Annotated in this window: 27 protein-coding genes; 17 read left to right on the top strand and 10 right to left on the bottom strand. The window is 68.1% G+C overall.

Annotated elements, in window-relative coordinates; genetic code table 11:
- Nucleotides 1-27: 27 nt before the first annotated feature.
- The 5 genes from ACLJQE_RS41945 to ACLJQE_RS41925 all read right to left on the bottom strand — a co-directional run bounded on the left by ACLJQE_RS41945 (nt 28) and on the right by ACLJQE_RS41925 (nt 3912).
- Complete coding sequence (locus ACLJQE_RS41945) at nt 28-843, bottom strand: endonuclease/exonuclease/phosphatase family protein (protein WP_410645372.1); 816 nt, start codon at nt 841-843, stop codon at nt 28-30.
- Nucleotides 834-1466 carry a dTMP kinase gene (gene tmk, locus ACLJQE_RS41940; RefSeq protein ID WP_410645367.1) on the bottom strand — a complete coding sequence of 211 codons (633 nt, stop codon included), beginning with the start codon at nt 1464-1466 and terminating at the stop codon, nt 834-836. Before tmk ends, ACLJQE_RS41945 begins: the two co-directional genes overlap by 10 nt.
- Nucleotides 1463-2569 carry a radical SAM protein gene (locus tag ACLJQE_RS41935; RefSeq protein ID WP_410645365.1) on the bottom strand — a complete coding sequence of 369 codons (1107 nt, stop codon included), beginning with the start codon at nt 2567-2569 and terminating at the stop codon, nt 1463-1465. The genes tmk and ACLJQE_RS41935 overlap by 4 nt, the downstream gene beginning before the upstream one ends.
- Before the next feature lie 303 nt (nt 2570-2872).
- Nucleotides 2873-3775, bottom strand: a complete 903-nt coding sequence (locus ACLJQE_RS41930; RefSeq protein ID WP_410645363.1) for a Scr1 family TA system antitoxin-like transcriptional regulator — start codon at nt 3773-3775, stop codon at nt 2873-2875.
- 14 nt (nt 3776-3789) lie between these two features.
- Complete coding sequence (locus ACLJQE_RS41925; RefSeq protein WP_410645361.1) at nt 3790-3912, bottom strand: hypothetical protein; 123 nt, start codon at nt 3910-3912, stop codon at nt 3790-3792.
- Nucleotides 3913-4232: 320 nt separating this feature from the next.
- On the opposite strand from ACLJQE_RS41925, the gene ACLJQE_RS41920 reads away from it, so the two are divergent.
- Nucleotides 4233-5681, top strand: coding sequence for a helix-turn-helix domain-containing protein (locus tag ACLJQE_RS41920; protein ID WP_410645359.1), 1449 nt, complete (start codon nt 4233-4235; stop codon nt 5679-5681).
- Here ACLJQE_RS41920 and ACLJQE_RS41915 read toward each other — a convergent pair.
- The 5 genes from ACLJQE_RS41915 to ACLJQE_RS41895 form a co-directional block, all read right to left on the bottom strand.
- A complete protein-coding gene (locus tag ACLJQE_RS41915) occupies nt 5672-6229 on the bottom strand; it encodes an NUDIX hydrolase (RefSeq protein ID WP_410645357.1) in 558 nt (185 codons plus the stop codon). The two genes, ACLJQE_RS41920 and ACLJQE_RS41915, sit on opposite strands and share 10 nt — an antisense overlap.
- A 247-nt stretch (nt 6230-6476) precedes the next feature.
- Nucleotides 6477-7574 carry an MAB_1171c family putative transporter gene (locus ACLJQE_RS41910; RefSeq protein ID WP_410645355.1) on the bottom strand — a complete coding sequence of 366 codons (1098 nt, stop codon included), beginning with the start codon at nt 7572-7574 and terminating at the stop codon, nt 6477-6479.
- Nucleotides 7574-8062, bottom strand: a complete 489-nt coding sequence (locus ACLJQE_RS41905) for a hypothetical protein (RefSeq protein WP_410645353.1) — start codon at nt 8060-8062, stop codon at nt 7574-7576. Before ACLJQE_RS41905 ends, ACLJQE_RS41910 begins: the two co-directional genes overlap by 1 nt.
- Nucleotides 8063-8108: 46 nt before the next feature.
- Complete coding sequence (locus tag ACLJQE_RS41900) at nt 8109-8930, bottom strand: alpha/beta fold hydrolase (protein ID WP_410645351.1); 822 nt, start codon at nt 8928-8930, stop codon at nt 8109-8111.
- Nucleotides 8931-9035: 105 nt separating this feature from the next.
- The gene (locus ACLJQE_RS41895; RefSeq protein WP_410645349.1) at nt 9036-9446 is read right to left on the bottom strand and encodes a helix-turn-helix transcriptional regulator; all 411 of its coding nucleotides are present in this window, start codon (nt 9444-9446) and stop codon (nt 9036-9038) included.
- 253 nt (nt 9447-9699) lie between these two features.
- Here ACLJQE_RS41895 and ACLJQE_RS41890 point away from each other — a divergent pair, with 253 nt between their 5' ends.
- The 16 genes from ACLJQE_RS41890 (at nt 9700) to ACLJQE_RS41815 (ending at nt 25705) form a co-directional block, all read left to right on the top strand.
- Complete coding sequence (locus ACLJQE_RS41890; protein ID WP_410645347.1) at nt 9700-11997, top strand: tetratricopeptide repeat protein; 2298 nt, start codon at nt 9700-9702, stop codon at nt 11995-11997.
- 236 nt (nt 11998-12233) lie between these two features.
- Nucleotides 12234-12587, top strand: a complete 354-nt coding sequence (locus tag ACLJQE_RS41885; RefSeq protein ID WP_410645345.1) for a hypothetical protein — start codon at nt 12234-12236, stop codon at nt 12585-12587.
- Between the two features lie 166 nt (nt 12588-12753).
- The gene (locus ACLJQE_RS41880) at nt 12754-13092 is read left to right on the top strand and encodes a DUF6355 family natural product biosynthesis protein (protein ID WP_410645343.1); all 339 of its coding nucleotides are present in this window, start codon (nt 12754-12756) and stop codon (nt 13090-13092) included.
- 883 nt (nt 13093-13975) lie between these two features.
- Complete coding sequence (locus ACLJQE_RS41875) at nt 13976-14533, top strand: hypothetical protein (RefSeq protein ID WP_410645341.1); 558 nt, start codon at nt 13976-13978, stop codon at nt 14531-14533.
- 1270 nt (nt 14534-15803) lie between these two features.
- Complete coding sequence (locus ACLJQE_RS41870; protein ID WP_410645339.1) at nt 15804-16310, top strand: SAF domain-containing protein; 507 nt, start codon at nt 15804-15806, stop codon at nt 16308-16310.
- The gene (locus tag ACLJQE_RS41865; protein ID WP_410645338.1) at nt 16310-17173 is read left to right on the top strand and encodes a MinD/ParA family protein; all 864 of its coding nucleotides are present in this window, start codon (nt 16310-16312) and stop codon (nt 17171-17173) included. The genes ACLJQE_RS41870 and ACLJQE_RS41865 overlap by 1 nt, the downstream gene beginning before the upstream one ends.
- Nucleotides 17170-18531, top strand: a complete 1362-nt coding sequence (locus ACLJQE_RS41860) for a CpaF family protein (RefSeq protein ID WP_410645337.1) — start codon at nt 17170-17172, stop codon at nt 18529-18531. The genes ACLJQE_RS41865 and ACLJQE_RS41860 overlap by 4 nt, the downstream gene beginning before the upstream one ends.
- The gene (locus ACLJQE_RS41855; protein WP_410645336.1) at nt 18528-19421 is read left to right on the top strand and encodes a type II secretion system F family protein; all 894 of its coding nucleotides are present in this window, start codon (nt 18528-18530) and stop codon (nt 19419-19421) included. Before ACLJQE_RS41860 ends, ACLJQE_RS41855 begins: the two co-directional genes overlap by 4 nt.
- Nucleotides 19418-20305, top strand: coding sequence for a secretion system protein (locus tag ACLJQE_RS41850; RefSeq protein ID WP_410645335.1), 888 nt, complete (start codon nt 19418-19420; stop codon nt 20303-20305). Before ACLJQE_RS41855 ends, ACLJQE_RS41850 begins: the two co-directional genes overlap by 4 nt.
- A 23-nt stretch (nt 20306-20328) precedes the next feature.
- Entirely contained in the window at nt 20329-20529 is a 201-nt protein-coding gene (locus ACLJQE_RS41845; protein WP_410645334.1) for a hypothetical protein, read from the top strand.
- 1 nt (nt 20530) lies between these two features.
- The gene (locus tag ACLJQE_RS41840; protein ID WP_410645333.1) at nt 20531-20953 is read left to right on the top strand and encodes a TadE/TadG family type IV pilus assembly protein; all 423 of its coding nucleotides are present in this window, start codon (nt 20531-20533) and stop codon (nt 20951-20953) included.
- A gap of 17 nt (nt 20954-20970) precedes the next feature.
- A complete protein-coding gene (locus tag ACLJQE_RS41835; protein ID WP_410645332.1) occupies nt 20971-21852 on the top strand; it encodes a hypothetical protein in 882 nt (293 codons plus the stop codon).
- Nucleotides 21853-21872: 20 nt separating this feature from the next.
- On the top strand, nt 21873-22304 hold the full coding sequence (locus ACLJQE_RS41830) for a TadE/TadG family type IV pilus assembly protein (RefSeq protein WP_410645331.1): 432 nt from the start codon (nt 21873-21875) through the stop codon (nt 22302-22304).
- Nucleotides 22304-22738, top strand: coding sequence for a hypothetical protein (locus tag ACLJQE_RS41825; RefSeq protein ID WP_410645329.1), 435 nt, complete (start codon nt 22304-22306; stop codon nt 22736-22738). Before ACLJQE_RS41830 ends, ACLJQE_RS41825 begins: the two co-directional genes overlap by 1 nt.
- 18 nt (nt 22739-22756) lie before the next feature.
- Nucleotides 22757-23164, top strand: coding sequence for a hypothetical protein (locus ACLJQE_RS41820; RefSeq protein ID WP_410645328.1), 408 nt, complete (start codon nt 22757-22759; stop codon nt 23162-23164).
- 102 nt (nt 23165-23266) lie between these two features.
- Nucleotides 23267-25705, top strand: a complete 2439-nt coding sequence (locus ACLJQE_RS41815) for a transcriptional regulator (protein WP_410645327.1) — start codon at nt 23267-23269, stop codon at nt 25703-25705.
- The last annotated feature ends 114 nt before the right edge of the window (nt 25706-25819 follow it).

Below are 25819 nucleotides of genomic sequence, written 5' to 3'. Positions count from 1 at the left end.
TGGCTGGCCGGGCACGAGCACTCAGGTTCAGAACAGTGTTGCCTCGCGGTCCGCGGCCGGGTCGGACGTTATCAGCGGCGCGGTCGCGGTCAGCGTCAGCGCGACGGCGAGTCCGGAATGGTCCGTGAGCGCCGGGTTCTCCTGGCGTGTGGCGTGGACGTAGGAGCAGCTGGTGAGGTGGGCGAGCAGCGGGGCGCTGGCGTGGGCGTGGTCGTAGCGGTAGCCGAGCTCGGCGCGGCGGGCCCAGCTGTGTTCGACGGCGGTCGGATGCAGCGCGCGGAAGACGTCGGTGAGGCCGTGCCGTTGGGTCAGCGAGGTGTAGAAGGCGGTCTCGAACGGTGCGAACTGCCCGCGATGTGGCGGCACGTGCCCGGGCTCCAGGACGTTGAGATCACCCAGAAGGAGAACTGCGGCGTTGTCGCTGGTGGCTTCGTACGCCTGGTGGAAGGCTTCGATCCACTCGCGTTTGCGGGTGGTCTTCGCTTCGGTGGCGTCGCGGGAGGGGACGTAGGCGCCGAGGATGCGCAGCGGACCGTTGTTGGTGTCCAGCGCGATGCCGGCCAGCCGGGCGGGCAGGTAGGTCATCGCCGCGCCGATGGGGTCGACCGTGCACTCGACCTTGGACAGCAGCATGACGCCGCGTTCTTTGTCAGGGTGCTCGGGGGACGTGACCGACCAGCCTGCGTCGGCGAAAGACTCGGCGATCAGCTGGGTGCCGGATCCGGAGCCGGTTTCGGTGAAGACGATGACGTCCTCGTCGCGGCGGGCGAGCCAGTCGCGTTGGCGGCGGGCTCGTTCGACGGCGGGGTTGCCGATGTTGAGGGTGAGGACGGTCAGGGGCATGCCGGGCTCTCCGTGCGGGTGTGGTGGATCAGGTCGACGATGGTGCCAGCCGTGGTACGGGGGTCGTCGGCGCAGTCGACCACCCGGACGGGCCAGCCCTGGTCATGCAGGAAGGTCGTGGCCGCGAGGTAGCCGTAGGTCTCGCGGAAGCTGCTCCCGGGCGTGCGCTTGAATCGGCTGTGCCCGCCGCGAGCGCGCAGGCGGTATTCGACGTCCGCGGGCGGAGCGCTGAGCGCACACACGAGGTCGGGGCGGTAGACGCCGTGGTTGAGAGCCCAGACGACGTCGAGGGGGATGTCGTCCAGGCCCTCTAGGACCAGCGACGAGGCCACGTACCGATCGCACAGCACGATCTTGCCTTTGGTCAGCGCGGGGAGGATTTCGGTGGTGAGCTGATGGTGCCGGTCGGCTGCGCAGAGGCAGGCGAGGGCCATGTCGCGGTAGGTGTCGGTGCCGTGCCGGGCCAGGTCACCCAGGGGAGTGCGGGACGGCTGGATGGTGGCGTGCACGGGGAGGTCGTCTGCGTCGAGGAGCTCGGCGACCAGCTCGGTGATCGTCGTCTTCCCAACGCCACCGGGGCCCTCGAAGGTCACCAGCGTGCCGGGCAGCCGCGGCGCGGTCACGCGACGTCCAGCGGCAGCAGCCGGTGCTCCTCGGCGGTCACCGGACACTGCTCGGTGTCGACGTCGCCGATGCGTCCACCGCCGGCCACCACCGCGGCCGGGCATCCTTTGCCGCAGGCGGGCTCGAGGCTGCAGGAGGTGCAGGTCGGGTTGGCGCCGACCTGGAACCGGTCGTGGAGGCGGTAAGCGTCGAGGCGGGCGGCGATGTCGCGGTCGGTGAAGATGTTGCCGACGATGAAGTCGGTGTCGGGGTGGCGGGAGACCGGTGTCCGGGCGGCGAAGACGAGGTAGGGACAGACGGTGACCTCGCCGGGGGTGAAGACGTAGATGATCGTTCCGGCTTCGCAGCCGGCGAGGGGCTTGCGGTCGGTGTTGGGGAAGCGGATGTGGGCGATGTCGAGGTCGGGGCCGTCGAACGGGGCGGTCAGCTCGAAGATCTCCTGCATGTGCATGGTCGTCTTCGCCAGCTTCCGCTGGGACTTCACGCCGCGGCCCATGCTGCCCAGCGGGTTGAGCAGCACGTAGCGGGCGCCGTTCTCGCGCGCGAACTCGCACAGCCGCACGTACTCCTCGTTGGCGGCCAGAGAGTTCGGCGTGCACAGCAGCCCTTGCAGGAGGCGGGCGGCGGCGAGCCTGCGGACATTGGTCACGGTCACGTCGAAGGAGGCGCGGTCGCCGCGGAACAGGCCGTGCGATTCGGCGGCAAATCCGTCGAGGGAGACGTTGACGTGGACGCCGGCCGTGCCGAGTTGCTGGATGAGCGTGTCGCTGAGCTCGGTGGCGTTCGTGCAGATGCCGACGTCGATCCCGGCGTTGCGGAAGGCGTGCACGATGCCGAGGAAGTCCGGGTGGATCGTCGGCTCGCCGCCGGTCAGCGTCACCCGCCGAACCCGAGCCTCGGCCAGCCGCGGCACGACCTTCTTCACAACCTCGGTCAAAGGCATGTCCTTGCCGCGCTTGGTCGCGGAGACGAAGCAGTGCGCGCAACGCAGGTTGCACCGCTCGGTGATCTGGACGAGCGCCTTGCGGTACGGGGCGTCGACGGTGGTGCGGAAGTAGCAGCTCGACGCCTGCTCGTCGACGGCGATCGGACGGACGGTCATCGTTCACTCCTCGGAGGACAGGTCTGCTAGGTGCGGGCAAGCTGATTCATCTCGGCCTGATCCGGTTCTGTCGTAGCGGGATGCCGTGTAGTTGCCGGACTATCGCGTCGCAACGTTCGCATTGGCGAGGGATTGTGCGGTTCCGCCGCTGGCTCAGCGGCAAGAACGCCGCGACTCCGGTGACACCGCAAAGCATGGTGATCGTCTGGCCTGGATCCGGTATTTCCGCTAGGCGGGCGTGGTGCCACACGCCCTCCATCACCGGGTGGATCATGAGGGGGTCGATGTAGATCACCGCGTCCGTCATGACGCTCGACCCCACCGAGAGCCGTTCAGCGCGTCGACTGTCGCGGACTCGCTAAGTGCCCGACGTTGTAACGCTTTCGCGGTGCCCAAGTATTCGTCAAGCAACGATTTCTCGGTCATGTATGCGGTGCAGTGAACGTGCTTGAAGGTGACCGTCACAGGGCTGCGTCGGGCTTCGAAGAGGGTGAAAGCTGGCGGTGGGTACAGTCCGATGGCCGTCTTCGGCACGATCCGGACAATGACATGAGGAAGACCTGCCACCGTACGGAGACGGTGAATCTGTTCGTCTGCGCCGACCTCGTCGGTCGTCGTGCGCACGGCGTCCTCGCCGATAAGGAAGATATAGCGGCGGAGGCCTTCCTGCATCGTTTGCTGGCGAACGCTCCATTCAAGTGGGTCCAGCTCACTGCGACACAGCGTCTTGTCGTCCCCGCCGGGCGCACGCTCGAAGTGTTGATGGGGGCGAAGCAGGTCGGGGAGGTAAGAAGGAGCCCATTCCACGATCCGGTCCGACACCTGTTCGTATGTCCACGTCAGACTGAACGCCTGTGCGTCGTGCTGGGCAATGAAGTTGGCGTCATAGACGTGCTTGGCTGCCTTCATTACCTGTTCGTACTCGGCACCAGCGATCCCGAAGAAGCCGAGGATGTGGGCAACGTCGGCAGGGTGCGGAATGTGGGTTGCCCGTTCCAAACCGGACAGGCGCGCCGGCGACATGCCGATCTGGTGAGCGAACCGACGCAGCCCAATTTGTCGTCGTTCGCGTGCCTCGCGAAGGGTGGCACTGACGATCAACACAGCGGGCCGGTGGATGGATGGCAATGACATGAGCTCGGTCTCTCTACAAGGTGGTGGTAGCTCTGCTGGTGCAGCCGAAAGCGGCCACTTCGGCGCGCTCACCGAGGTGGACGGTGTTATCGCCAGCGTTCCGGCAGCGGTCGTGGAGTATCGAACTTCGGCCAGTAGGTTTCGAGCACCAACGTCGCCGCTTCGTAGTCCATCTCGGTCAGCTGCTCACCGTGTTCACGTGGTCGCATGAGCTGATGGAAGGCGACCTCAACGCGGGTATCCCCGTCCGGTTGGGGAGCAGCGGGCCGGGGAGCTCGACCTGTTGAGGTGATGCGACCTCCGGGCAAGACGTCGAAGTCGCGGGGGATCATTTCGTTACCGTGTGCTACCGCTTGCATGGGTCTAGGTTCCATCGGAAGGTTGCGGCTGCAAACGACGTCGACGTATGAGTTTCAGCAGGTAGGAGTCGTGTAGTGCCGGATTCCATACGCCGGAAGGATGGAATCCGACGCGTGTTGTGTTCGATCGAATACACTGCATGTTAGACAATGGCAGGAGGGGAACCGGCGTGCAGATGCCGACAAGAAGGTGTGAAAAATGCGGTGCGCGCCTGGCCCGTGACCGCGTCAGCAACCACTGCGGCCCTTGCCTCCGCCTGCTGATCGCGAACGAGGCGCCGTCCCAGCCGGATTCCTTCTGGGCTGCAGAGGCCATCAGTGCTGCGCTTAAGGCCCGCCACTTCGGCCAGATCTTCGCCGCCTATCGCAAGGAATCCAATCCTCACGTCTCGCAGGCAGCGCTCGGCCGTTGGCTCGGCCTGACCCAGGCACAAGTCAGCCGCTTGGAAGCGCCGGGCGCCCGCCCGCCGAGCAACCTGGTAAACCTTGAACGCTGGGCGAAGGCCCTGCAGATCCCTCCAGCTTTGCTCTGGTTCAGCGTTTCCCATACCGCCGTAGAATTGGCCGGCTCGGGCGACGAGATTAGTCTTGAACACGTGCAAAGGCGACAGTTCTTCAGGACCGCAGGTGTCGGCGCCACGGCGATCGGCGCGTCACTACTCGGGGCCGGTCCGGCCGTCGCGGCCGGCCCGCCGAAGCCCCGAAGTACGGATGTCGAGATCGTGCGCGACATAACGGCGACGTTCCGGCGTCTGGACAATCGCTTCGGAGGCGGACACAGCCGCGCGACGACGACCATCACCAACTACCTGACCTCGACCGTCACGCCGATGCTGAAGGACACCACCAGGAAGTCAGCGGCACGCGAAGAACTGCTCGGCGCGGCCGCTGAACTGCACCAGGTTGCCGGCTGGATCGCCTTCGACGTCGGCAACGCCGCAGAAGGACAACGGCGTCTGCGCGACGCGCTGAAGCTGTCGCAGGACGCAAGCGACGACGCGCTCGAAGCCGAAATGCTGGCAGCGATGAGCCACCACGCCGCATTCAACGGCGCCCCCGAGGTCGCCGTCGACATGGCGCTCGCCGCAAGGCGCACGGCCAAGAGGTCCGGCTTGGCCGCTCTGCAGGCCGAGGCCGCAGTGCTCGAAGCACATGGCCATGCGCTCCAGCGAAACACCTCAGCCTGCTTTGCGGCCCTCCAGGAAGCGGAACGAGCTTTCGAACGCTTCTCCCCTGGAGCCGGACCGGTATGGCTCAACTACTTCGATGGCGCGTACCTGTCAGCGAAGTTCGCTCATGTGTTCCGAGACCTCGGCTCCGCGGCTGAGGCCGAGCAATTCGCCCGTCGTTCGCTGGGGATGGACGACGGGTACGAGCGAGGGCGGCTGTTCAACACCGCGCTCCTTGCCTCGACCTTGGCCGACCAAGGCCGCGTCGACGAAGCGTGCGTGCAAGCCACGGCTGCGGTGAGCATGAGCGAGCACGTGCGGTCGATCCGAGGCGGTGCCTATCTCGCCGATGTCGGTCGTCGGCTCAATCCCTACCGCACCGATCGCCGGGTGCGTGCCCTTTACGCGCAGATGGATGCGGCCGGCGTGCCCACCCCGGTTCAGCGGTAGAACGCGAGGACGTGGAGCAGCGCGACCTGCGACGCCGCGCCGACGATCTCGCCCTTGGTAAAGCGGTCACGGACCGTGTCGAGCGGTATCCAGGCAACTCGCTCGGCCTCGTTGATGTCCGCGGGCTCGCCGATGTAGTCCGCCCCTTGTGCCACGAACAAGAGGTTCTCGGCGTCGGCACTGCCGACGGTAGGCTGCATCGAGCCGAGCGGCTCGACGTTCAGCGGCCGCCAGCCCGTCTCTTCCTCGACTTCTCGCACAGCGGTCGCCGCGGGGTCCTCACCGGGGTCTACGTAGCCACCAGGCAACTCCCAAACCCACCGGTCGATGATGAACCGGTGCCGCCACATCATGAGGACGCGGTCCTGATCGTCGAGGACCGCCATCATCGCGGCTTTGGGCATGCGGAGCACGTACTGTTCGAACTTCACCCCGTCGGGTAGCTCGACCGAGGCGATGCTCAAGCGCAGGCGGCGGGTATCGTCGACGACGCGCTCGCCGTGGATCTTCCAGCGCGTCAGCTCTTGCCCGTTGGATTCGGTGGCCACATCACGAGATGCTACGGCGTCATCTCTGGGGTGCGCGCGCTGCTGGTCGGGGATCGCTGGACGTCCACTTCGAGTCGGCTAAGACCAGGCCAAGTCCCGGCGTCGGCTACTGTATGTGACGGCATGCGTACGGAGGAGTATTGGTGTGGCTGTTGAGGCCGGATGCCCAGGGCGCTGACCCGGAACGACCAGGTGCTCGAGCGCTATCTGGTTTGAACGGGCGTTCCGATCTCATCAAGCAGTTCAGCTACTCAGCGCTGAGCCGTCGCGACAGTTCGAGCAGTTGGTCGATGTCGGCTTCCATCCCTGACTCGGTCGGCTCGGCGACCACGGATACGGCAGCGCTCGGCTTGCTGGTGAGGCTTCGGTGCAGGGCCGCGCGAAGACGGTGAGTCGATGAGCCGGAGTTGGTCGGCTCGTCATCGAGGTACGGGCTCGCGCAGACCAGCCCGTCCCGGCACTCGATGACCCGGCGGTAGAAGTGCAGCCTCATGTGGCGTACGCGTAGCGCGTCGCGGGTCGGACTCGTTGGCGGCAGGAGCGCGATGTCGGGAAAGGCGTTGTACAAGGCCGACCAAAGGGGCCACAGCTGTCGATAGCGTTGGCGATCCCGGAACCACAGGCGTGCTTTCACCAGCCCGGTGCGAGCGCCGGGATAGCCGATGCCCAAGAAGAACACCGCGATGCCGATCGCCAGCACCGGGGTTGTCCAGGTGGCCGTTCCCGGGATGGCATCGCGCTGGAAGACCAGTCGGCTGGAGGTGGACACGATCCGGGGGACGTGGGTCCCGAGGCAGCAGACGACGAGACCGGCGCCGGCGACCAGCAGACTGAGCCGCACTCGCGATTGAGCCTGGTCGGCGGCACGTCGTGCCAGCTTCGCGCCGCGCATGGTCGCGTAGGCCATGTACAAGTTGCCGATCAGGTAGAAGAGCAGGGCGGCCGTCGAGTTCGCGGACTCGTAGCTGAAGCCGGCCGCGTTCGTGTCTGCCGCGGCGAACGCCACGATCAAGCCACAGCTGGTCGCGCAAGCGATGACGACCTCGACCGGTCCGTGCGATCCCAGTGCCTCCGAATCCACCATGGACTGCAAGAGCATGATCAGGAGGGCGAAAAAGAACGTGAGCACAACGTTCTGGAACAGTTTCGGCAGCTGGTCTGAAGGCATTCGAGCCGCCGAGTCGGATCCTGCCGCGAGTTGTGCCGTCAAGGCGAGGAACACCAAGGCGGAGCAGGCCGTGATGACCCGGAGTCCCTTGTCATCGGGAAGTCGTACGAGCTGTGAGCCTTTCCACGCGGAAGCTACGGCGGAGGCGCACCACATCGCGAGATTGGGCACGCTCATCAGAGCCATCCCTGGTGGTCATCGAAAGCTGCGTGAAGCCTCTTGCCTGCCTCCGACTTCTGGGCGGGCGCGAACTTCAAGGCTTCCAGCAGTGTGGCCCACTCCTTGATGACCGTCGCCACCATCTCGGCCTCGCGTTCTGCGACGGGGCCGTAGCCTTCGCGGTGCAACGCCATTCGGACGACCTCGGCTGGTATGTCCGGGAACAGAGCGGTCAGGCCGGGGGGCCCGTCATCGCTGCCGTGACCGCTGATCATGTGCCCGACTTCGTGCAGGATGATGTGATCTTGATGAGCTGAGGTCGTGTGTTGCTGGTAGAGAATCTGGTCGACTTCGGCGAAAGCGATCCAGAGCCCGAACGCTCCCGGTACCGGCAGCGGAAACGGCACGAGCTCGATCGGGCGGCCTCGATGCGTGGCCAGCCGGAGGCAGAGATCGCGGACGTCAAGGGGTGTGCCGACATCGAGTTCCTGCAGCAACTTCTTCACGCCGCGACGTAGATGAAGGTCGTTCCTCCATCTGCCGGTGTGGTGGCTACGACGCGTGCGCGACATGATCGAGGAGTCTGCTCAGCGCCGTGGCGGTCGCCATCGGATGGCTGACCAGGCCGTTGTGGCCGCCGGGGAGCTCGACCAACCCGAGCCCCAAGTCAAGGGCGAGCTGCTCGGCGCAGCGGTACTCCCATTGACCGCGCGAACGAGTACCTCCGGTGAGGATGATCCGCGTAGACGCCATTGCGGGGGCGATGTCCCGAGCTCGTAGCGTCGAACCTCGGACCGCCGGGAAGTCGTGCTCGAAGAAGTGATGGAGATTGGTCATCATGTCGCCCACCGCGGGCGCCGGCCGAGCACCGTCTTCCGTCGCGCCGTCCCGAGCCCCGGTGAGTGATCCCATCTGGCGGATCGCGGCTCGAACGTCCCCGTGAGCCGCCTCTTCGATCCGGTCCAAAGCTGCTTCTCGTTCCGGATCGCGGACGACTGCGCTCATCGGCGGCTCGTGGGCGATGAGCGTCGCGACTCGGTCGGGCTGCTGCACGACCAGGTGAAGGCCGATCAGCGCGCCAATGCTGGCTCCGACCACGTTTGCGGGTTCCGAAGTGCACGCTGCGAGTACCGCGCCGGCGTCGAAGGCGTGCTGCTCCATCGTGGCGGGCGGCTTTCCTGCAGAGCTCCGTGAGAGGCCACGCCGGTCGTACGAGATGACACGAAACCGGCTGCCCAACGCGCGAGCGAGCTGCTCTGTCGCGCCGGCCTCACCGATGCCTCCTTGGATGAGCAAGAGGGGAGGGCCTTCACCTCCTGCCTCGGCGTGAAGGACGGCGCCATCGCATTCGACTTCGAACTGTTCAACCTTCATCGCTCACGGACCTCCCCGCCCGTTGGTGATCAACTTCTTGTGCTAATGGTGGCAGATGGGCTTCGGCGCGTCTCTGCCGTGAACTGGCACCACCCGGTCGTGTATTCATTCGGCGCCTGCCTGCCTGCTGGCCTGGAAGTCGATGAAAGCCCGCACGGTGGAGAGCGCGTCGGGGGAGAGGTCGCTCGCGCGCAGGGCGACGTCTCGAACGCCTTGTGTCGAGAGCTTCGCGAGCAGCGCGTACTGGCCTTGGATCTCACGGGCGCGCTTGCTGGTACCGAAGTACTCGAGTTCGACGTCGAAATAGGTGGCGAGCATCTGGGCGAGTCGCAAGCTGGGCTCGTTGGCTCCGTTGATCAAGCCGTAGAGGTGGCTCTTGGAAACCTCGACCTCCGCGGCTACCTGAGCCACCGTGTACGGAGTGCCGTCGCCGTGCTTCTTCAGGCGGATCAGCCGGTCGAGCAGAATCCCGAAATGTTCGTCGCGCTCCGGCTGCTCATCGGCTGGCTGGGACATGCTCATCCCCTTTGGGTGGAGTCCGAAATATTGGACTCTCGGCCATGTCGGGTCCGGTTTGGTTGACTCTGTGTCCGGTGATCCGTACCGTTCGTGTTGATCATTCCAACGTATCGGACAGCGGACGGCCTGGAAACCGCCGACGAGCTCTGTCGCTCGATCGGGTAGCGGCCGCCGGTGTCCGGATGCCATCTCGGGTCCCCGCCCAGGTAGACGTGCCGACAGGCGTGTCCGGTGCGAGGGGAGGCGTGAGATGAGGACGATCGACAGTTTCGCGGCGGCGGTGCACCGCAGGCGGCGACAAAGCGGCCTTACGCTGGGCGCGGTCGCCGCGAAGGCGGGTTACAGCGCGAGCTACCTCTCGAAGCTGCTGCACGGCCATCGAACCCTGCTGCCAAGCGTGGTCCACGATCTCGACACCGCTCTTGCGGCGGAAGGGGAGCTCGACAAGATCGCGGCAGAACAGCGAGGCGATGCTCGTTCGGCCGCACGTCCCGTCCAGCTCCCGCCGGCCCCGGTGGACTTCGTCGGCCGCGAGCAGCAACTGCGAGTGATGGACCACGCCCTGGTCACCCAAGGTCGGCCGGGCGCGACGGTCACCATCGTCATCGAAGGCGGCTTCTGGGCCGGCAAGACCGCGCTCGCCGTGCACTGGGCCGCCGGCGTCCAAGCACGGTTCCCTGGCGGATGTCTGTTCGCCGACCTGCGGGGTCTCGCGCCCGGTGTGCCTGCCGACCCTGAAGAGGTCCTGGATGGGTTCCTCCTCGCGCTCGGCGTCAGCTCCGCCGAACTCGGAACATCAAGCCTGCAGGCCCGCGTCGCTCGATACCGCTCCCTGCTGGCCGAGCGTCCCGCGATTGTGATCCTGGACAACGTCGCCGACTACCAGCAGGCCGAGCGACTGCTCCCCGGTGCCGGCAGCGTGGTACTGGCCACGAGCCGGGAACGACAATCCGGCCTGTTAGCGCGCACTGGTGGAACGGCGATCGAGCTATCGCCCCTGACCATTGAGCAGGCGCTTGAACTGCTCGGACGCCGCGTCGGCGAAGCCCGCGTGCAGGCCAGCGCTGCGGCCGCCGCCCTGGTCGCCGAGCGATGCGGCTGCTTGCCGATGACGGTCTTGATCGCCGCCGAGCACCTGCAGCGACACCGCGAGACGTCCTTGTCCGAGCTGGCCAAACGCCTGGATTCCGAGAAGACCCGCCTCGATCTCTTCACCTCGAGCGATCCGGCGGTGAACATCCACGGCGTCGTCGACGTCTCGTATCTGGCGTTGCCCGCGGAGGCCAGGCGGGTGTTCCGCTACCTCGGTATCGGGCCGGCCAACGTCGTCGGGAAGGAGTCGGTCGGCGTGCTCGCCGACTTGGACGTCGAGCGCACTCGTGAGGCGCTCCGGCTGCTGACCGAAGCGCACCTGCTTGAGCCACTGGCGGACGGCCGATACCGCATCAGCTTGCTCCTGCGGGCCTATGCGCACCAACGTGCTCTGGTCGAAGAACAGCTCAGCGAAGTCGAGCGCGCTCACGACCGCACGTTGCGGTGGTATGCCGCGACCGCGTGGGAGGCGAACAACACGCTGATTCCCAACTGGGCTCACAGCGGGCTCACCCCGCAGAACGTCGCGGATGTCGAGCCGATGTCGTTCAGGGCGGGCGGGTTCGAGGCGGCGATGGCCTGGTGTGAGCGGGAAGCGGCCACTGCGCTTCAAGTTGCGCGCAACGCGCGCACCTACGGAGCCAAGGACGTCCTGTGGTTGCTGCCGACCGCCTTCCTGCCGTACTTCGTGCTCACGCGCAGCTGGAACACCTGGCTGACCGCCGCCCATGACGGACTCGCCGCTGCACGCGCGGCCGGCAGCGCCGCCGGGATCGCCCGGAGCCTTCAAGCCCTCGGCTGGGTCGAGCACGAGCTCGGCCGGACCAACGACGGCGTCGGGCATCTCGAGGAGGCGCTTCGGCGCCACGACGAGCTGGGCGATGATCGGTCTCGCGCCTGGACCGCGTATGGGCTTGGCCTGGCGTACGCCAGCTCTGGCCGTCCCGCCGAGGCGCGTCAACAGCATGAACTCGCTGATCGCTTGTTCGCGGACTCCGGCATCAAGGTCGGTCTCGCCGTGAACCGGGCTGCGCTCGCCGGTGTCTGCGACGAGCTGGGCGCGCCGGAGAAAGCGATGGAATACGCGCTCGACGCGCTGAATCGCGCGCACACGTTCACGTCGAAGGCAGTGCTCGGTATCGCACACCAGCGGATCGGCGAACTGCTCAGCCGACACGGTCAACACCGCGCGGCGCTGAAGCACTTCGACGAGGCTCTGGCCGTCCGTGGCCGGAGCTGGCAGCGCTGGGGAGCAGCCCAAAGCTTGATTTCGCGGGCAGAGGCGCTGTCCGAACTGGGGCAGGTCGAGCAGGCGATGCAGACGTTCCTGCAGAGCCTGAAAATCCTTGACGCCATCCGTGACGTGCGAGCTTCGGAGGTCCGCACCAGGTTGGCCTCGCTGGAAGCCCGGATCGTCGACCTGCGCGGTGACGTTGGTCGCTTGCGCTCCAGGTGATTCGCGAACCGACAAAGACGCTCGGCTGGTTGCCGAGGAGATCGATTCGCTAGCGCAGACTTCCGCCACCAAGTACGGGCGGAAGGCCCTCGAGACCACGCTGGGCCGCTCGTCCGGCTTCGCGGTGGTCGAGATGCGCGACACGACCTTGGACGACCCGGATGCGGCGACGATGCACCTCGTCTTCCAGGTGCACGACTTCGGTACGCAAGGCGAGTGGGTCTCCTCAAGAGCCGGTGACGGCCTGCTTCGACCTGACCCTGCAGTCCGCGCTGACGGCCCTTCCCGCGTCCGTGGCGAAGGACGACCTGCTCGCCCGCCTGGCGCGTTCGATGCCGACGCTGTCCGTGAATCCGGACAGGAACGTCCCGTGGCAACCGCCCGTGCAGGACGTAGCTTTGCGTGGGGACGACGTGGGTGTCGCCTACCAGGTGAGCGATCGGTCGACCGGCGGGATCGACTGCCTGCTGGGCTCGCGTGTGCAAGGTGGGACGTTGGTGTGGCGTCCCGCCTTCGAGAAGATCCAGCCCGGCCAACTCCCTTGCACGGCGCAGACCGCACTCGGCCGGCAGGGAATGACGCCGCGGTGACTGAATGTTGAAAAGACTTGTCACCTTGACAAAATCAGCACACACGCGGCACTGAATCAGCACAAGGCTGGGTCGGCTGGCCAGTTCCCAGGACGCGATGCCGGGTCCAAAGTGGATTACAGAGCATTCGAGCTCCCGTTACTTCAACGGAATCCATGGAGGAAAAATGAATTCGCGCACTCTCCGCGCAGCAGCCGTTCGCGTTCTGGGTGTTCCCGCAGTCACCCTCGCCACGTGCATCGTCGCCGCGGGGGCCGCCAGTGCTTCGCCCGGCATCCAGTTCCGGGAGCAATGCGGCTATCTGGGCTGGGGCGAGTACCGGCACTGCGATGGCGGCACCGGCTCGCGGGTCGATCTGGACGTTGAGGACGTTTGGGGGAACCTCTACCGCTACTGCGTCGGGCCCGGCACGACCGACCTCCAGCCGGTGATCCGATGGCGAGTGACCGGCGCCTGGTGGAACGGCGGAGTCGGCTGCTACCCGGGCTTCGAAGGACCGGCGTAGCCAACGGACTCGAGGACGTCTCCCAGTCCTCGGCGAGTCGACGCGGCAGGCGCCCCCTTGCCCCTCTGCGGCGCCTGCCGCGTCGGCGTTCACCCACTCAGCCTGCGACCACGACCATCGCTGTCATCCTGGCCAGCAGGCAGAGCCCGAAGGCGACAACCCTGCGACGAGCATCGAGGCGCGGTATAAGCAGCAGGAGAGCCGTAAGGGACGCGAGCAGCAGCGCGCCGGCGAGCGAGCTGAGGCCAACCGGACAGCCCGTTACGAGGCCGACGACTGCCGCCAGGCTCAAGTTACCGGAGCCGACTCCTCCCTCGACCAGGACGGCGAGCAGGAGGTAAAAGCCCGCCGCGGCAAGTGCTGCCCAAGGAGCTCGGAGACCTGGTGCCGGATCCGAGCGCACGACGCACAACAAGCCGAGCCCCAGAATGCCGCCGGCCAGCTGGGGCAGTACGACGATTCGAGGTAATCGATGCTCGACCCAGTCGATGACCGCCAGCGGGACACCCAGCGTCAGGACGAAGGCATATACCGTGAGCTCGCCCCGCAGACCGAAACGCCAGCCGATGACAGCCAGGAGCGGCGCGGTGATGAGCGAGCCCAGCCACTACGACGTTGCCGCCCACTCCTGCTTGTGCAGGAGCTGCCTGGTGATCAAGCTGCCTGCAGCTCCCAACAGCAGGCCTGCCACCGCGCTGACCGCAGCAAGCCAGGCGTTCATCTCATCACCGGTCCGTCGGCGGCGCTTCTTCCCTTCCCCACGACGCCATGCTGGCCAGGTCGACGCCTCAGCGCACCGCTCGTCCTTCCAACGAGTGAACCTCCGCCGAGGTGGTGTGCCGTGCCGGGCGGCCAGCTGATCATTCTAACGGGAGGGGAAGCCATGCATCTGCGAGAAGCAGCCCGCATCACCGCAGCTTCGTCCGCAGCCCTGATGCTGCTCGGAGGATGCACCTCGAGCGAGCCGAGCCGGCCGCCGACATCGTCGAGCGCGGTGGCAAGCACGAGCGAGTCGCCCCAGCCGGCCGACATCGCGAGGCAGCGCGCTACCGCCGCCTACCTCGGCATGTGGCAGGACATGGCCGACGCTGCCGTGACCTCGGACTGGCAGTCGCCCAAGCTGGCGCAGAACGCCACGGCCGACGCGTTGTCGAGGATCTCCCGCGGCCTCTACGCCGACCACTTCAACGGCCTCGTCACCAAGGGGCATCCCATCAACCATCCCACCGTCGAGTCCGTCGAGCCTGCGATGGCTCCGACGGTAGTCAACTTGACGGACTGCGGCGACGACAGCCAATGGCTCAAGTATCGCGCCGATACCGGTCAGCTGGCCGACGACGGCCCTGCCGGGCGGCGCCGCATCAAGGCGATGGTGAAGAAGGCGGTGGACGGTTCCTGGAAAGTCGTGGACTTCGCAATCCAGGACGTGGGCACATGTTGATGCGAGCCCCGATCGTTGGCGGGTTAGTAGTGACGTTGTTCTTGGCTTCGGCGAGCGAGGTCATGGCCGGCGGATGGGGGTCGGTCGATTGCGCCCAAGAATCGTCGCCGTACTGCGAGCTCGGAGCCAGCCGCGACGGAGGGAAGCACCCACAGCCACCTGCGCGTCCGGGGCAGCCGACACGACCTCACTCAGCGCCGGACCAGCAGCCACCACCTTCAGGTGACAGCATCCTCGGAGGCAATGACACCGCGGCGAAGTGCTCGTACGTCCGGAGCAACTACCAGCCGCCGGCGAACGGGGTGCAGACCGTCGCGCACCACGACGGTCCGCAGGTGAGGTTCGCGCTCTGGTCCAGGTCGGTGAGCTTCAGCGCTCAGCAGCCGCAAGGAGGCGCTTGGTACGTCTACCGGTGTTCCGGACCGGGCGTGCACGACGGCCTTTACCGGGCGCCGATCTGGCTTCCGGACGGCGAAGCGCCCGCGGCAGCCCCGTTACCCTCTCCGCAAGAACTGGCTGACCAGGCTCGCGCTCAGCTGCGACTGCCAATCCCGCGGATCGACGCCAATCCGCCCGGTGACAAGCTCGTGAATCTCCCCACATGGCTGTGGCTGGAGCGCAGCAGCTGGGGACCTCGGCAGGCGACCGCAGCGGTGCCGGGAGTGTCGGTCACCGCGGTGGCCACGCCGACGTCCGTCTCCTGGTCGATGGGCGATGGGGACACCGTGCGCTGCACTGGTCCCGGCACCCCCTACTCGGCCAGCGGGGAGCCGACAGCTGCTTCGCCTGATTGCGGACACACCTACCGGCGATCTTCAGCTGCCGTCCCCAGCCAGCACTTCGCTGTCACAGCGACGGCGCACTGGACGGTGACGTGGTCCGGCGCCGGAGCGAGCGGGACGTTCCCCGACATGACGACTTCGGCGACGGCGGCATTCCGGGTGGCCGAAGTGCAGGCGCTCGGGACCGGCCCCCGCTAAATCCACGGACATTTCCGAAACGAATTCCTGTTGTGCATCAACAACGTCGGTGATGCACGGCGCAGTCGAACCATGCCTGGAGGTACGTCGTGACCAGTCTTCGCACCGGTGAACACGGCACCGGAACCGATGTGAGTTCGGTGTCATGGCTAGGGAAGAAGGGTCGTCTCACCGCGGTGCCGACAGACCGCCGGACGCGCCGGCGCCTGCCACACCTCCTGATCGGCGTCACCCTCATAGTCGTTTGCGTCGGCGGAGCGCTCTGGTGGTCGAGCAGTACGCAGGGACGGGTGCCGGTGCTGGCTATCGCCCGGCCGGTGAGCGTCGGACACCTCCTCGAACGAGTGGACATCCGCGAGGTCGAGATCTCCGCCGCCGAAGCGGTGGCGACCCTCCCGGCCGAACAGGCCGCGTCCGTCCTCGGCAGGCCGATGGCGACGAGCCTGACCGTCGGCGCGTTGCTCACCCCGAGCAGCATCGGCTCCTCGACGATCCCGGCCGCCGGGCAGTCGGTCGTGGCGGTCGGGCTCAAGGCCGGCCAGTTCCCGCCCGAACTCGCGCCTGGTGCTCCGGTCGTCGTCGTGCTCGCGGCGTCGACGCCGAACACCCCACTCGCTGCCGGACAAAGCAGCAGTGATGGGCCCGCGTGGCCGGCGACGGTGACCGGCCTCTCCAAGGCGGAGGCCGAACAGACCACGGTGATCTCTCTGCAGATGCCGAGCGCGACTGCACCGGCGCTCGCGCGAGTCCCGGCCGGGCAGGTCACGCTCGTCATGGTCGCTGGTGGTGAGCGCTGATGCTGATCGCCTTGACCAGCCTGAAGGGCTCACCCGGCGTCACCACGTTCACCGTGGCGCTGGCCGCGAACTGGCCCGTTGCGCTCCGACGCCTGGTGGTCGAATGCGACCCAGCCGGCGGGGACCTCGCCCAGCGGTTCGGCCTTGCACCGTCGCCTGGGCTGCTCAGCCTGGCTGCCGCGGCTCGGCATCCAGCCGGGTCCGACGTCGTCTGGAACCACACGCAGATGCTCGGCGGTGAGTTGCCGGTGGTGGCTGGACCGGCCGGTGGACCGCAGGCGCGCGCGGCGCTGGGCACTTTGGTGGCGGCCGGCTCGCCCCTGTACCGGGCTGCACGCGAGCCCGGGGTGCTGATGTTCGCGGACTGCGGGCGCATGGACCTCGGCTCGCCGGCGGAATCGTTGATACGGCAGGCGGACGTGCTGCTCCTGGTGTCCGGGACCTACTGCGACGAACTCGCGCATCTGGCCGCTCGGCTTCACGAGTTCGGCCGGGCAGCTCGTCCGTCCCTTGTTTTGGCCGGGCGAGGCCACCCGACGAACGAAGTCGAGCGCGAGCTCGGCGTCCCGGTCATTGCGCGGATTCCTCACGACCCCGCCGGAGCGAGAAGCCTGACCGGGCACGACGTCGCAGGCCGGGGACGTAAAGGCGGCCTCGCGCATGTTGCCGTTGCGGTGGCCAGGGTTCTCGCCGGCGAGGCCGTACCGAGGCAGTTGGGAGCGCCCGAGCACGGCTTCGGACTCCAAGTACCCGGCGTTCCGGCCCAGCAGTTGTCGACGTCCGGCGTCCGGGTGGCCCCGGCGCCAGTGCTGCACAACGGCCACCAGCACGTCAGCGTGTCCGGGAAGGACTCTTCGTCATGACTGTTCTCGATGAGCACCGCCGTCCGGCCTCGGCCTTCGCGGCGAGTCCCGAAACGTGGCTCCGGGAGGCGTTCCGCCACGCGCTCGCCACCAAGCTGCCAGCCCGGGCTGAAGCGGAACCGAGTCCCGTAACCGGTGAACGCCGCCGGGAGCTCGCTGAGGAGATCTTGCAAGCTGCCGGAGCCGCGCACAGCGAGGCCGAACTGCAGGCAGGCCGCGTGCTGCTGCCTCCGGACGTCGAAGGGCGAATCGCCGAGGCCGTGCTCGACGAAGTCTTCGGGCTGGGTGGCCTGCAACCATTGCTGGCGGATCCAAAGGTCGAGACGATCAACGTCAACCGTTTCGATCGGGTCTTCGTTCAGTACGCCGACGGCTCCCGGGCGCAGGTCGCGCCGGTCGCGGCTTCGAACGACGAGCTGACCGATCTGGTCCGGACGCTCGCGGCCCGCGCGTCGTCGGAGGAGCGTCGCTTCGACCGCGGCTCGCCGGCGTTGAACCTGCAGCTGCCCGGCGGGGAGCGGCTGTTCGCGGTGCTCGGGCTCACGGCCGAGGGGGTGACGGCGTGCTCGATCCGCCGGCACGGCTACCTGACCACGAGCCTCGCGCAGCTGCGTCGCCGCGGCACCCTCGACGTCGGCCTCGAGCGGTTCTTGCGTGCGCTGGTCCGGGCCCGGAAGAACATTCTCATCACCGGTGGCGCCGGCTTCGGCAAGACCACCTTGCTGCGCGCAATGGCCGCGGAGATGGACCCGCTGGAGCGCATTGTCACCGTCGAGGACGCTTTTGAACTGGGCCTCGGGCTCGACCCGGAGCTGCACGCCGACGTCACAGCGTTGCAGGCCCGCGAGGCGAACATCGAAGGCGCCGGCGCGATCAGCCAGGCCGAGCTTGTCCGCTGGGGCCTGCGGATGTCCCCGGACCGCGTCATCGTCGGCGAGATCCGCGGACCCGAGGTCATCCCGATGTGCAACGCGATGTCCCAGGGCAACGACGGCTCGATGGCCACCTTGCACGCCAGCAGCTCGAGGATCGCGTTCACCCGCCTCGCCTCCTACGCCGCGCAGAGCGCGGAGCGGCTGTCGCTGGAGGCGACCGCGCTGCTGGTGGCGTCGAGCGTGCACTTCGTCGTGCACCTCGACAAAGCCGCTGACCGCACGACCCGCGTGACCTCTTCCATCCGCGAGGTCGTCGACGCCGACGGCGGCACGGTCATCTCGAACGAGGTCTACCGCCCCGGCGCCGACCGCCGCGCTCGCCCGGTCGCCGGCGCGCTCCGCGCGAACACGCTCGACGACCTCATCGAAGCCGGGTTCGACCCCGAGCTGCTGACCCAGCCCGAGGGGTGGTGGGCGGCATGACCACCACCTTCGTCGCCGGCCTGGCCGGGCTCGGCACCGCCGTCGGGCTGCTGTTCGTCCTCGTCGGCTTCCGCGGTCCTCAGCTGATTCGTCGTCCGCGATCGGTCCCACCCTGGCGGGTTGATCGGGCTTGGGGGCCTCGGCTGGCGCTCGCGCTGGGTGCCGGCCTGCTGGCCGGAGTCGCGACCGGCTGGCTCGTCGGGGGAGTGCTCGCTGCTGGTGCGGTCTGGTTTTTGCCGCGTTTGGTCGGCCCTGACCGGGTTCACGTGCGCCGGGTCGCGCGGATCGAGGCGGTCGCGTCGTGGACGGAGATGCTGCGCGACACGCTCTCGGCCGCGGCCGGACTGGAGCAGGCGATCCTGGCCACCGCTCCGCTGACGCCCGCCGCGATCCGTGGCGAAGTCGCTGGGCTTGCGTCGCGGCTGCAGAACGGGCATCGGCTCGCTCCGGCGTTGCGGCTGCTGGCCGACGAGCTGGCCGACCCGACTGCCGACCTGGTCATCGCCTCGCTGGTTCTGGCCGCCGAGCACCAGGCGCGGCAGCTCGGCGAGCTGCTCGGCTCCCTCTCGGAGACCGCGCGGTCGCAGGCGGCGATGCGGATGCGCGTCGAGACCGGCCGCGCGCGGACCCGGACTTCGGTGCGGGTCGTCGTGGCTACCACGATCGCCTTCGCGGTGGGCGTCGTGGTGTTCAACCGCGCCTACCTGACCGCGTACGACAGCGCGCTCGGCCAGGTCGTCCTGCTCGTGATCGGTGGGCTGTTCGGTACCGGGTTCGGCTGGCTGGTCAGGATCGCCGCCGGCCGGACCGCCTCGCGCGTGCTGTCACTCAGCGAGCCGCCCGAGCCGACCGCCGCAGCCTCGTCTCGGTGGGACGGTGAGCGCGCATGATCCCGATCATCTGCCTCGGACTGGGTACCGGCATCGGCCTGTGGATGCTGCTGACCTGGGCACTCCCGCCGCAACCGTCCCTTCACGAGCACCTCTCGGCGGACTCTGCGACAGCGGCTCCGATGGTGGACGTCACGGAGGCCGGCTGGGCGGTGGCCGTGGCGCGACCTGTCGTGCCTAGTCTGCGGAGCCTCGGCCTGCCGGGGGACAAGCTCGAACGCGACTTGCGAGTTCTCGGTCGAGGGACCGACACGCACCTTGGCATCAAGGTCGTCCTCGGCTGCGCCGGCCTGGTGGCACCCCTCCTGCTTCAGGGCCTGCTCGCGCTCGCGGACCTGCCCGTCAGCGTCGAAGTCCCCTTGATCGCCGCACTCGTACTCGCTGCAGCCGGGTTCGTCTTTCCCGACCTCGAAGCCCGCACCAAGGCGGCGCGAGCACGTGCCGATTTCCGCGGCGCGCTCTCGGCCTTCCTCGACCTCGTCTGGATCACCCTCGCCGGCGGCGCCGGAGTCGAGGTCGCGCTCCTGGCCGCCGCCGAGGTCGGACGCGCGCCCGCGTTCACCCACCTGCGCCGCGCGCTGAACGCCGCCCAGCTGACCCGCACCACCCCATGGTCGACCCTCCGCCGCCTCGGCGAAGAACTGGACATCACCGAACTCACCGAACTCGCCGCGTCGACCTCCCTCGCTGGTACCGAAGGCGCCAAGATCCGGGCCTCGCTGGCGGCGAAGGCCAACGCGCTGCGGACCCACCTGGTCGCCGATGCCGAAGCCGACGCCCAGGCCGCCACCGAACGCATGGCCTTGCCGGTGACCCTGCTGTTCCTCGGCTTCCTCGGATTCATCGCCTACCCGGCCGTCACCCAGGTCCTCAACAGCCTCTAACGAAAGTCCACAGGAGACACATCATGCTGACCTACTGCCGAACACTCTGGACGCTCGTCACCGCGCGAATTCTGCTGCTGCGCAAGGACGACGACCGCGGTGAGATCACGACTACCGTCATCGTGACCGCGCTCATGGCGGTGCTGGCCATCGCCCTGATCGCGATCATCGCCGCGAAGCTGACCGCGAAAGCCAACAGCATCGACCTCGGCCTCGGCGGCTGACATGGGATCGAATCCGGTCGTGGCGATGGCTTGGCGCGTTCGGCGTGCCTTGTCGGGCGAGTGCGGCGCCGCTACCGCCGAGTTGGTGATCGCGACACCGCTGCTTCTGCTGGCACTGCTGGCGATCATCCAGTTCGCCCTGTGGTCGCACGCGACCCATGTCGCTCAAGCCGGCGCCGCTGAGGCGCTCGCCGCGGCCCGTGCCCAGAACGGCACCGTCGCGGCCGGTTACGCGGCCGGCCAGCAGTTGCTGGACGACCTCGCGCGTGGGCCGCTGCGGTCGTCGCAGATCGACGTCGAGCGGACCGTGACCTCGGCTTCGGTGAGCGTGCACGGCGAGGTCGTTGCAGTGCTGCCCGGCGTGCACCTGCACGTGCACGCAGAAACCGCAGGCGAGGTCGAAAGGTTCGTTCCGGACGCCTGATCGAAGGGGAAGAAACCATGTCACTGCTGCACAAGCCGGATGCGGTGACTGTCGGCGACTTCGCCGACAGCCCGGACATCATGCTGTGGAATCCCGCTGTCACAACGAACCGCTGGCGGCGGCACATCGTTCGCGTCTTCCTTGCACGACTTTTCTCGACTCGCTGCGTGGCGGGGCTGCTGGCCTTCACGTTGGTTCTGGGTACGGGCGCCGCGGAGACCCTCGGCGGCGCGCTCACGATCGGCGGTGCCATCGCGCTCGTGCTCAGCGGCCTCTGCGACGCGGGCATCACCGCGTCCTGCCTGGCCACGGATCACCACCATCAGCGCGGCCGCCGTTGTCCGCTGGAGCGGTCTCCCGGTGAGTTCTTCTTTCGAAGTGACGACTTTGCCGACCTCAGTGCCGCGGCGCATCACACGGCCGGACTGCTGATTGACCTCATCGGCGAGCTTCACGCCACCGCGGCACGCGACTGGATCGACCCCGAGCTGCCCGACCGAGCTCACCACGCGGTCTGGGACGTACTGACCCGCTTGACTCGGACAGCGCCTGCTCGTCGGCACGCCGCACGGCTCGCCGCAATACCGGGCGAGGCGGACCTCGCGACCACGACCGCCACAGCGATCGCCGAGTTCGACGCCCTGCTGGACGAGCTGGTGTTCCACCTCCAGGGCTGCGTCACGCTCAGCCGGGAATGGGAGGCCATGCTGCGCCACGCCGAGCTCGCCGAGCACACCAGCGCGGCTCAGGCCGAGCTGTACGCCGCGTCGATCCGCCCATTGGTCGAGGTCACCGAGGAGCTGTCGAAGTCCGTCTTCGCGTACGTCACCGCAGCTCGAGACCTGACAGGCGCTGGACGGTTCGCGTGGGAACTGCCGTCCGCGGGGCCGGTTCCGTGACCGCGGCAGAGCCCCGTCGGGTGGCCAGCTGGTGGCGTGCCGAGCGCGGGTCGGTGACCGTCGAGGCGGTCCTGCTCGCGCCGGTCCTGGTCATGTTGTTGGTGTTCTTCGCCGTGGTCGTTCATCGCGGCGTTGACGCGCGGCTGCGGCTCGACGACGCCGCGCACCAGGCCGCGCGCGCCGCGAGCCTGCAGCGCACACGGACGGCAGCCGTCGCCGCAGCGCAAGCGACCGTCGCCTCGGCGCTGGCCCACGCCGGGCTGGTCTGCCGCGACGCCACGGTCAGCACGACGACCTCGTCAAGCCCAGGCAGCACCGTCGTCGTCAGCGTCCGCTGCACCGTCGACTTCGGCCAGGCCCTCGTCCTCGGCGTCCCCGGCAGCCGGACGCTCAGCGCCCAGGCCAGCGAAGTCGTCGACACCTACCGCTCCCAGCGAACCGGAGGCGCGTGATGGACATCCGCCGCGCTGCGTGGTGGCGAGCAGAGGACGGCCAGGTCTCGGCGTTCCTCGTGGTGCTGATGGCCGCGATCCTGGCCTTGGCTGGCCTCGGGCTCGACGGCGGCCTCGCGCTCGCCGCGAAGGTCCGAGCCACTGGCCAGGCCGAGTCCGCCGCACGGGTTGGCGCGCAAGCGATCGACCTCGCCGCCTACCGAGCCAGCGGCACGCTCCGGCTGGTACCCGCCGAAGCCGACGGCCTCGCCCGCCGGTACCTCGCCGGGGTCGGTGCCACGGGCACGGTGACGGCTACGGCCGACACCGTGACCGTCACCGTCACGACCAGCCAGCGCACCCAGCTGCTGTCGCTCATCGGCGTCCCGTCGATCGATGCCCACGGCAGCGGTGCAGCTCACCCTCAGCGCGGGGTTACCGAGCTGGAGCCTTGAACACCGGAGGAGGAAGCAATGATCACGACCGATGAGATCGAACGGCGCGTCGAGAAGGCCGACGCGGACAAGAGCGCGAAGAGGACAGCAGCAGCCCGCGAGGTCGGTGAGCTCGCACACCGTCGAGCTGCGCTGGCCGAGGAGCTGGCGGACGTCGAGCGCAAACTCGGCACGGTACTCGCCGCGGCGGCAGACGTCATCGGCATCGACGAGCTGACCGAGTTCACCGACGTCCCGGCCGCCGACCTCACCAGGTGGCTCACCGCCGGCAAACCCCGCGCCCGACGCGGTCGACCGCCCGGCAGCCGCCGACCGAAACCGGAGACCCAGCCCGGGACCTCGCCGGCACTTGCATCGCCAGAACCTCGACCGGAGCCGCCGATGACCGATGCGCAGCCCCCGGCTGTCCAGGGCCAGCGAAGCTGAGCCCGGGACGCTGTCGTGCCTGCAGAACGGCAGAGCGGAACAGGACCGCGGCGAGCTCGTCGTGGGCTCCTGCGTGGCGTAGGGCGGCTGCTGCAGGCCGGCGTGGCGCTCGTGCTGCTGTCCGGGTTGTGTGCCGGGCTGCCGTGGGCGCTGGTGCGGTTCATCGGCTGGCCCCTCCCGGATCACCTGCCCACCATGGCCGAGCTCGGCGAGGTGCTGACGGCTCAGCTGTCGACAGGTCTGCTGCTGGATGTGCTCGCGTGCGGCGCGTGGCTGCTGTGGGGCGCGTTCCTTGTCGAGCTGGCCAGGTGTGGACGCGACCTCGTCCGCACCGCCGGCCGGCCGGACTCAGTCTGGCGCGGCAGTCCGCTCCGCCGGGTCGCCGCGGTGCTCATCACCACGGTGGTCGTGTCGTTCGTCAGCCGCACTGCCCTCGCCGCCTCCGGCGTAAGCGGCGCGATCCAGACCGGCGTGAGCTCGTCGGTGACCGCGCCATTGGCTGTTGACGATCGATCGGAGGATGTTGAGCTGGTGCGTTCGCCCCGCGAGGGTGTTCACGATTCGCTGTATCGGATCGCGCAGCGCTGCCTCGGTGACGGCAACCGGTGGCCGGAGCTTTGGCGCCTGAACGCTGGGAGCACCCAGCCCGGCGGTCGCACGCTGATCTCGCCCCGCCTGATCCATTCGGGCGATCGGATCCGCCTTCCGTCGACGCCCATGCCTGCTGCCTCCATACCACCGCAGCGGCAGCCGCCACCAGCGAAGCCCATGGCGACCTCTCCGCCGAGTCCGTCGCCGCCTCTCACCGTTGCTCGGGGCCCCAGCTCGTCGTGGGAGCTCGGCGTGTACGTCGGCCTCGGGCTGGCGGGCGCGGTCAGCGCAATGCTGGTGGTCGCTCGACGACGTCACCGTGCCGGCTACCGGCCCGGCAGCGGTCGGCGCGACGACGACCTGCCCGTTGCCCCGGTTGTCTACCAGCTGCACCTGGCACACCAGCACGCCCAGACTGGCCCCGACGAGGCCCATGCCGGCGAAGCGGACGAGGAAGGCGGTGCCGCCGAGCCCGAGGCGATGCTCGCGCTGGGCGAGCCCGCCGATGCGGTGGCTGCGGACCTGGCGCTGGATCTCGCGGCGACGCACGGCCTCGGGCTCATCGGCCCTGGCAGCCCCGCCGCCGCCCGCGCGCTGCTGCTCACAGCCATGGCCACAACCCGCCATCCGCAGATCGTCGCGCCGGCCGCGGATCTGCGTGGCTTGCTCGGCGTCCCAGAGCACGGTACCGACCTGCCCGAGTGCGTCCACGTCGTCGACGACTTCGCCGCCGCGCTCACACACCTCGACAGCCAGATACCACGCGACAGCGCCGTTCGGATCTTGCTGGCGAGTGCGCCGGCAGTTGAACCCGATCGCACCCGGCTGCAGTACGCCCTCGCCGGACGCGGCACGAGCACAACCGTGTTGCTGCTCGGCCAATGGCATCCCGGCGTCACGGCCTACGTGGACACCGCTGGCACCCTCACCGCAACCTCGCCTGGCCCGGGGGAGCGGTTACGCGGCCGGCTAGCCTTCTCCCTTCCCGAATCCGCGACCCGCGAGCTGTTCGCCCTCTTCGACGCCGCACACGGCGCTCGGGACGACCACGTCGAGCCTGCTGTCGAGCCCAGCCACGGGTTGGAGATCGCAGGTCCACCGGACCAAGTCGACGTACCCGAGCCGGACTCGACGAATGCCGCCGAAGCCCAGCGTGACGTCGCCGCGCCGCTGGTGCTGACGGTGTTCGGCCAGCCGAGGTTGTCGTGGCGACCGGACCTCGCTCGCCCGGAGCGCGCGGTGGAAGTCACCGGCAGCCTGTCGCGACGGCTGTGGGAGCTGCTGATCTACCTTTCCCTGCATCCGGAGGGAGTTCCGCGGGCCGCGATCATCGACAGCATGTGGGCCAATCGCCCAGCGCAGGACCCGGCCGCCGTGCTGCGCACCGTCCTGTCCCGCCTCCGCAGCACCGTCCACAAAGCCACCTCGCCCGACATCGGCGACCTCGTGGTCGCGCAGCACGGCCGATATCGCCTCGAGCCCGCGGTCGTCGAAGTCGACTACTGGACGTTCGCCGGCGCGCTCGCCCGACGCCGCACCACGACCGACGAGCAGCACCGTGTAGCGGCCAATGCCGCGATCGTCGCGAGCTATGGCGGGGAGCTGGCCGCCGGTGTCGAAGTCGACTGGCTCACCGCGCTGCGGGAAGGCGTCCGCCGCGACGCTCTCGACGCCGTCGCCGCTCTGGCCCGCGGACGAGTCCGGAGCGATCCCGAGTCCACGCTGGAGTTGCTGGAATCGGCGCGGGACTTCGACCCGCACAACGAGCTGCTCTACCGCGACATCATGCGACTCGAACACAACCTCGGCCGGCACGACGCGATAGCCCGAACGCTACGCCTGCTCGAAGCACGCCTCGCCGAGATCGACGAAACACCGACCGCCGCGACAATCGAGCTCGCCGAACGACTACGAGAACCCCACGCCGGAATCGCGATCCCCAAGGCCTGAACCAGCCTTGGGGCGCGCCATAAAGTACCTCTACGATGAAATGGCTGGTCAGTCGCGACGGATGTTAGTGTCGACGTACTGATAGTCGTCCCGCAGAAAAGCATCCCGTGTTTC

The sequence above is a fragment of the Amycolatopsis sp. lyj-346 genome (genome assembly GCF_046548975.1).
GTDB lineage: Bacteria > Actinomycetota > Actinomycetes > Mycobacteriales > Pseudonocardiaceae > Amycolatopsis.
Note: the sequence above shows the minus strand (reverse complement) of the source record. Positions and strands in the feature narration are given on the sequence as shown.